2 protein-coding genes are annotated in these 1,036 nt (G+C 61.2%); both read left to right on the forward strand.

Annotation, left to right across the window (positions count from 1 at the left end; all coding sequences use genetic code 11):
* The coding region (locus CJ301_RS18945; RefSeq protein WP_162620633.1) for a hypothetical protein at window positions 1-302 on the forward strand (302 nt) is incomplete at its 5' end.
* A 545-nt stretch (window positions 303-847) separates the two neighbouring features.
* On the forward strand, window positions 848-1,036 hold a 189-nt coding region (locus tag CJ301_RS19050), incomplete at its 3' end, for a hypothetical protein (RefSeq protein WP_216823339.1).

Raw genomic sequence — 1,036 nt, forward strand, 5'->3', positions numbered from 1 at the left:
CTGTAGCCCTTATCGCGCAGGCGACGGAGCATCCCACGCGCCGCGATGATCTGCTGCAGACAGGAGGCGCGGGGCGGCACGGAATGCTCGGCCACGCGCTGCTCGAGGCGCTCGGCCAGGGTGGGATGGGCGGGGTCGGACATGAGGTGATCCTGTTCTTTTTTGCTACTTCCCCATTTCCATACAATGGCCCCGAAATTTCCGATCCATCGAAATTCCGGTTGTCCACATTTTTCCATAGTAGAAGACAAAACCTTCTCGTCGCCATCGGCCGGAATTCAACGCAGGGCTGCATTAAATGATTATCTATTTGGTAAATAAGCTGGCATTTCGAGCTGCTGTCCGCTCCGACCACGCGACGGGCGACCCCGCGCCAAAGCGCAGTTTTTGCATCACTTTTCTTTTCTGATGATAGTCCTCGCATCAGCTCGATGCGTCGTGCGTTCGTCTCGTCTCGTACACGTCTCAGAGACCATGAGGGAGACCTTTCATTCGCCGCATGTCCACGCATCTCATGGCATTTCCGTTTCCCTGACACATTACGCATATCGGGTCCGGCGCACAGTGACGGGGGGCTTGGTATTTTCATGGCCTGCGGAAAATATCGATGTCGAGGCCCTGCATCGACGGAGAATTCCATGCCCGTGACCCTCATCGCCGGATCGCGCCCCGCCACCCCCCGCCCCTGGGTCCGGTCACGGCCGCATACCACTGCACCCTGCCAGCGTCGCGTCCGCAGGACGGCGCATTGCGACTGTTATCCCTTTGCATCGCTGGCGCATGGTTGGGGCCGGCCGTGGAGATCCGGAAGCGCCCTGTCCTCGGCCGGTTGTGGGAGGGGCGCGAGATGATCAGCTGCACCCGGATCTATAATGTCGCGTACTACCTCGCCTCTACTGAACTGGCGGACCAGGAGGCGGCAGCAGGTCAGAAGGCGGCGGATCGGGCCCCGACCACGATGACGGGAGCCGTGAGTCGCGACCGGCAGGATGCTGATCCCTGCGACGGGCCGGGCCGCTGGGTCGTGCTGCAGCCC

The sequence above is a fragment of the Limimaricola cinnabarinus genome (genome assembly GCF_002723615.1).
GTDB lineage: Bacteria > Pseudomonadota > Alphaproteobacteria > Rhodobacterales > Rhodobacteraceae > Limimaricola > Limimaricola cinnabarinus_B.